The organism is candidate division KSB1 bacterium, assembly GCA_022566355.1.
GTDB lineage: Bacteria > Zhuqueibacterota > JdFR-76 > JdFR-76 > DREG01 > JADFJB01.
In genome coordinates this window covers 1-6233 of record JADFJB010000182.1, presented here as the reverse complement: position 1 = coordinate 6233, position 6233 = coordinate 1, and the positions used below count along the sequence as shown (strand labels likewise).

The window sequence follows — 6233 nt, the reverse complement described above, 5'->3', positions numbered from 1 at the left end:
AGCCAAAGTCACAAATAAAAGCCAAAATTGTGGACACTGTTTCCGCTAAAGAAATGATAATTGCACCTATTCAAATTGTCGAAAGTAACGCTAAGTCATCTATTATCGAAATAGATGAATCTATCTCCAGGAAATTCAAAAAAAAGGACTGGAATTACTTGGAAGAAGTGTTTTTAATCTTTGAATATGCTTTCACCAAAAGTAACGGTGACGCTAAAAAACTGCGTGAAATATTTTACAAGAAAATTGCTGAATGGAAGGACATTGAGTAGCAATGCCCGAACAGTATATTCGTAACTCCAGCCATAAAAACAAAATCCGAGATAGGTGGGTTGAATACATAAAATTGGTACTAGATGGTGAGAATAGGGGTGGTGATGAGAGAGCAATTACTATTATTACATTCCCAGCCCAAGGAATGCAGGATTTGTTGTTATTTGCTGAAAAAGGTTTTCTTGAATTTCGAGATACTGAAACAGAAGATTACTTTCTTACAAAAGGCAAAATTGTTTGCTTTGAAAAAAGCTCAATTATTTGGCTTTACCTGAAAAAAAAACTTGTTAATGCAACTGTAGAACGAAATTTTGAAAAGTACATTTCAAACAATGTTAAAGGTATAGCTAAGGGATCTATAAACATTTTTCCTGTCGATTGCATAAACCTTGATTATGATGGAAATATATCAAAGAATGAAGTGTCAATTTCCATAATAATTAAACATCTATTTAGTTTCCAAGTTAAACATAAAAAGGACTTTTGTCTTTTCTTGACATGGCCAAAACCCCATGAAGAAGCCCATGACGAGCCAGACTACCTTAATAACCTAAAGCGAATTATCAGAAACAACTTAAGCGATCCAAACACGCAAGACTTTGCCCAACTTTTCAATGAAAAATACGAATCCATTGAAAATACTGCTTATGAATTCATATCAATTGTAGGGTTATCCAAGCAAATACTTAAAGAATCAACTTCTCACGGATTTCAACTACAGAATAATGAGTTCTTTTTCTATGGTGAAGAAGGCCGGCAGCCTATGATGTCTGTTTTGTATTATTTTAAATTCATTGATGAAGAGAAACCTCAACATCAAATATATTCAGAGGATGTTGCAAGAACATTAATTAGAATTCAAACTCTTGATTGATCAATTTTGGAGGGGATGTAGAAAATTCACGCAAATACCGAAATAAAAATAGAATAAACAATTCCAGTCATAAAAATTAGTTGCAAATATTATGTGAAGTTATATATTTATACTTGAACACTTATTCAAGTATTTCTATGAATGATCAAATTGAAATTTGTAAAACAGATATTCTTCACTTAGATGCCATCGAACGGGCTAAAAATTCACTCCCTGAATCTTCCCAGATTATTGATATGTCTGAGATTTTCAAAATTTTAGGAGATCCCAGCCGCTTAAAAATTTTGCTGGCTTTGGCACAAGAAGAATTATGTGTTTGCGATATAGCCACATTAATTCGTTCATCGGTAAGTTCGGTTTCGCACCACCTGAGATTGCTGAAGGGTTTAAAATTAGTCAAATTTCGCAAAGAAGGCAAGTTGGTCTTTTATGCATTAGCAGATCATCATGTGGAAAGCATTGTTGCACAAGCGATGGATCATGTTACTGAATAAGTACTGAATAATGAGATGTAAAGAACACGGAGAATAATGAATGAATTTAGGTTGCTCTCAGTTAAAATAGAAACTTGTCAGGCGATTAATTGAATGAATGAAGCAAAGAAATCCAAACAATCCATTTACAAAATAACAGGCATGGATTGCCCGGAATGCGCACAGACCATCCAGAAGGGTATTTCCGGATTGCCGGAAGTAAAAGAAGCCACCATGGATTTTATTTCTGCGGAACTTCGGGTTATTCATGAATCTGAATCCGGCAATCCAAATCAAATTTTCGAAACGGTGTCGAAGCTGGGATTCCAGGCAGCTCCGAAAGAGAAAGTATACCATTCCACTTTAATTGTCGAAGGGATGGATTGTCCCGATGAATCCCGGCCAATAGAAGCTCATCTGCAAAAGCTTGCAGGTATTACAGAAATACATTTCAACCTCATAGACAATAAACTATCTTTAACACACACCTTATCGATCGATAAAATAAAACAAGAGCTTAAATCGATTGGCTTTGAATCAATAGCAGAATCGGAGAAAATCGAAAAATCAAATGACAATTTTTGGAAGAAAAACAGGAATTTAGTTCGTGTTATTATTACCGGCATGTTAGCAATCGGGGGCGTCATTTGGGCTAATTTTCAAGAAGAATCAATGTTTCCTTTAGCACCGCTTATTTTGGCAATACTGTTAGGCGGATTTTCAATTGCTAAAAAGGGAATTAAGGAAGTAGGGAATCTGCGCCTTGGCATCAATTTTCTTATGGCAATTGCCGTTATTGGAGCAATGATTTTGGGTGAGTGGCCGGAAGCCGGGATGGTGGTATTTCTTTTTTCATTAGCCAATTATTTAGAAATTCGATCCATGGAACGCGCCCGCCGTTCTATTAAATCCCTCATGGATTTGACCCCTGAAACGGCCCTGGTTAAAACACCTGAAGGGGAAATACTTAAGCAAGCCGAATCCGTTCATATTGGCGAGATTCTGGTGATCAAACCGGGTGACCGTATTCCTTTAGACGCCATTGTTAAAGAAGGGCAATCCAGTGTTAACCAGGCGCCAATAACCGGGGAGAGTATGCTTGTTGATAAAACTATCGGCGATGAGGTTTTTGCCGGAACAATAAATGAACATGGGTCGATGCTGGTAAAAGTCAGTAGAGAATATCAAGATTCAACTTTAAGTAGAATTATCAAACTTGTGGAAGAGGCCCAGGCAAAGAAAGCTCCCGCCCAGGCTTTTGTAGAGAAATTTTCCCATTATTATACGCCCGCTGTGGTTGTATTGGCAGCTTTAGTCGCAGTTATTCCACCTCTTTTTCTGGCAATGCCTTTTGAATTATGGTTTTACCGGGCACTGGTATTGTTAGTTATTTCTTGCCCGTGTGCATTGGTCATCTCGACACCGATTACCATCGTGAGTGGATTAACCAATGCAGCCCGCCATGGAATTCTGATAAAAGGTGGAAGGTATTTGGAGGAGTTTGGCCGCATTCAGGTTATAGCAATGGATAAAACAGGAACGGTTACGGAAGGGAAAGCCCGGGTAGTACAAATTTTGGGATTGAATGGCCGATCCGATATGGAATTGCTTCAATTGGCCGCATCCGCAGAAAGCAGGTCGGAGCATCCGGTCTCAAAAGCAATTACGAATAGAGCTGAGCAGGAAAAGATAAAGTTACTGCCTGTCGATCATTTTCAAGCGTTACCGGGAAAAGGATTAAAGGCAAAAGTGAATGGCGGTAATTTGGTAATCGGAAATCATGCTTTGTTTGAAGAACTAAATTTATGTGATGAATCCATTCATACGAAACTGGAACAGATTGAAAATGCGAACCAGACAGCAGTGTTGGTGGGAAATGAAAAAGAATTACTTGGGATATTGTCAATAGCGGATTCAATAAGACCCCAGGCAAAAACTACAATTGATGAACTTCATCGGGCCGGGATCAAAAAAGTGGTTATGTTAACCGGTGATAACCATCGTACAGCCAGGGCGATTGCCCAGGAAATCGGCATTGATGAATTTTATGCCGAACTACTTCCACAGGATAAGGTGAAAGCAATCGAGAAAATCAAGAAGGAATATAAAGGTGTTGCAATGGTTGGTGATGGCATCAATGATGCACCTGCACTTGCAGCTGCCTCAATCGGGGTGTCCATGGGATCCAGCGGAACCAACCAGGCCTTGGAAACTGCCGATATCGCATTGATGAAAGATGATTTAAGCAAGTTGCCCTATTTAAAAAGACTCAGCAAATATGCCATACGAAACATTAAACAAAATATCTCAATTTCTCTGGGACTTAAGGCTATCTTTCTAATGTTGGCCATTCCCGGTCTGGCGACACTGTGGATGGCCGTAATTGCAGATATGGGGGCCAGCTTACTGGTAGTGTTTAATGGATTGCGAGTATTGAAATTTGGGAAACCATAAGTTTATTCTTTTAAAAACACTAATAAACCTGTCATTCCCGCATACTCTTAGCGGGAATCTTGTTACTCAGACCAAAAATTTCAGGGAAAACCAGGCTGTCAAAAAACCTATTTTATCACTCAAATATGAACAGTTTTGGGTTTCTCGGACAGTCTGAAAAAAAGAGGGAATGATATTCTGGCCACAGCCTCTTCACTTTCTTCGTGAGCTTTATCCTAATCTCCAACTTGGAACTCTGCCCAAATTGCCCTGGCAAAGCCACGATGTAAAATCGCAAAAACCGCGGCTGATTCACGACCGAATAACTGTCCCCATTCTGATTTAGTCCCTATATTTCTACATTTAATACTCGCTTGCTTCGATAAGAAGTCGAATTTATTTCGGGTGTTTTCACTTGCATCAATGGCTACAATGACAAGTTGTGTTTGCTTTTTTTTAATTACAGCTTCTGCAGCAGTCTGGCCGATAGCAATCTTACCGGCTTTCCTCGCTAATCCAACAAGCGAAAATACTTTGTCTTTTTGAATAATATCCTCAACCTGGTTTTGCAAAAATGATTGTTGATTTGGAGATGGATAGATCCGCTTACTAAAATGCCTCAACTTTTGGATACTAATTCTTAAGCATGTATTTACCGGACAAATATAAAGTCCACGGCCATTTTTAGTTTGAGCAAAATCGATTTCATAGGATCCATCTTCATTTTGAATAATCCGAATTAAAGAATATTTATCGTTTTTTTGCCGGCAACCTATGCATGTACGAATTGGAATATGCATTGAAGATCTGCCCAATTATTTTCCTGGAAATATTTAGACCGGATTCGGAACATCCACAAATTCGGTTCTCAGCCCAAATTTATCGGTTAAATGATCACATAATGCCTGAACGCCCAACTTCTCGGAATTATAATGACCGGCAGCAATATAGTTCAACTGCAACTCTTCGAAAACCCGAACATGGTCCTCTTTTATGTCACCGCCAATAAAAGTATCAATTCCAATCTGTTTGGCATTTTCGGCCAATAAAGAACCACTGCCGCTGATGACCAATAGTTGTTTTACTTCCTGCGGTCCAAAATCGAAAAGGACAGAGCTGGTTTCCAACGAAGCATCGATCCTTTTACACAAATCGGATACCGATAATGAATCGGCAGGAGAGCCGATAAAACCGACCTCGAAAGATTCTACAGCCGGAATTTGCAATCGATTTAAGAGTTGAATGTTATTGCCAAATTCGCCATGGGCATCTAAGGGCAGATGGTACGCAATCAAATTGATGTCATTCTTCAACAAAAGCGCCAAACGATTACGGCGAATGCCAGTTATGGTCATTGGATTCGTATCTCTTTTCCAGAATAGGCCATGATGAACCAGGATCATATCCGCCTTTTTATCGACAGCCGCTTTAAATAATCTGTCACTTATACTTACCCCGCAAACAATTTTTTGGATTTCTTTTCGACCCTCAACCTGTAATCCATTCAGGCAGGCGTCGTTAAATTCAGCGACGGCCAGAAGTTCGCTTAAATAATGGACTAATTCATCACGATTCATAGGTTAATCCTTATGCTTGTTTGCGAAAAAATGAAGTGATTAAACTTTTGATGCTATAAATAAATCCGGCAAATAACAGGTAAGAGATGTCAAAATCATCGGGGATTCTTCTTACCAAAAAATGTAACCAAAAAAATATACATAATACTACCCACATCAATTTAATCAACAACATTCTCATGGCAGGGGTAGGCAAAATGCGCTGTAGAAAGCGTTCATACCAATTAAAAAAAATATCGGTGAAAAGTAAAATGATAAGACTACCTACGGTAAAAGTTAAAAGATTTAATCCCATTCAGTTCATCCCTGGTTATAGGTTTATTTTTTCTCTTTTAAGAGTTTCTTTCATAATCATTAAGATCAGCAACAGATAATTGGGTGGATTCTTATAAATGAAATTAAATTTGACATTCATTAAATTCAAGGTTTTTTCCATTTTTTTAACAATTGTTTGTTTGTTTTTTAGAGACCTATATACTACGTAAATGATTCCCATATTCTGGGAATTCATCAGGGAATTAGCGCGTTGCTCGATGCTACAACGCGCGCAACAAAATGAACAACCCAACGTGCAACTGGATGTCCAAGTAGGCACTACGGTTT

General features: G+C 38.4%; 5 protein-coding genes and 1 pseudogene. 4 read left to right on the top strand and 2 right to left on the bottom strand.

What is annotated here, in order from left to right; genetic code table 11:
* The 4 genes from IIC38_19605 to cadA all read left to right on the top strand — a co-directional run.
* On the top strand, positions 1-272 hold a 272-nt coding region (locus IIC38_19605; protein ID MCH8128128.1), incomplete at its 5' end, for a hypothetical protein.
* A gap of 74 nt (positions 273-346) precedes the next feature.
* Positions 347-1147, top strand: a complete 801-nt coding sequence (locus IIC38_19600) for a hypothetical protein (GenBank protein MCH8128127.1) — start codon at positions 347-349, stop codon at positions 1145-1147.
* Positions 1148-1284: 137 nt separating this feature from the next.
* The gene (locus IIC38_19595; protein ID MCH8128126.1) at positions 1285-1641 is read left to right on the top strand and encodes a helix-turn-helix transcriptional regulator; all 357 of its coding nucleotides are present in this window, start codon (positions 1285-1287) and stop codon (positions 1639-1641) included.
* Between the two features lie 93 nt (positions 1642-1734).
* A complete protein-coding gene (gene cadA, locus IIC38_19590) occupies positions 1735-4074 on the top strand; it encodes a cadmium-translocating P-type ATPase (protein ID MCH8128125.1) in 2340 nt (779 codons plus the stop codon).
* Positions 4075-4289: 215 nt separating this feature from the next.
* Here cadA and IIC38_19585 read toward each other — a convergent pair whose 3' ends face one another.
* On the bottom strand, positions 4290-4868 hold the full coding sequence (locus tag IIC38_19585; protein MCH8128124.1) for a DUF448 domain-containing protein: 579 nt from the start codon (positions 4866-4868) through the stop codon (positions 4290-4292).
* Between the two features lie 18 nt (positions 4869-4886).
* A pseudogene (locus IIC38_19580) lies at positions 4887-5630 on the bottom strand (Nif3-like dinuclear metal center hexameric protein).
* Positions 5631-6233: the final 603 nt, after the last annotated feature.

What these genes read in the sequence shown, in the direction of transcription:
- cadA (MCH8128125.1), top strand. Translation starts at nt 1,735, where the DNA reads ATGAATGAAGCAAAGAAATCCAAACAATCCATTTACAAAATAACAGGC.
- IIC38_19595 (MCH8128126.1), top strand. Translation starts at nt 1,285, where the DNA reads ATGAATGATCAAATTGAAATTTGTAAAACAGATATTCTTCACTTAGAT.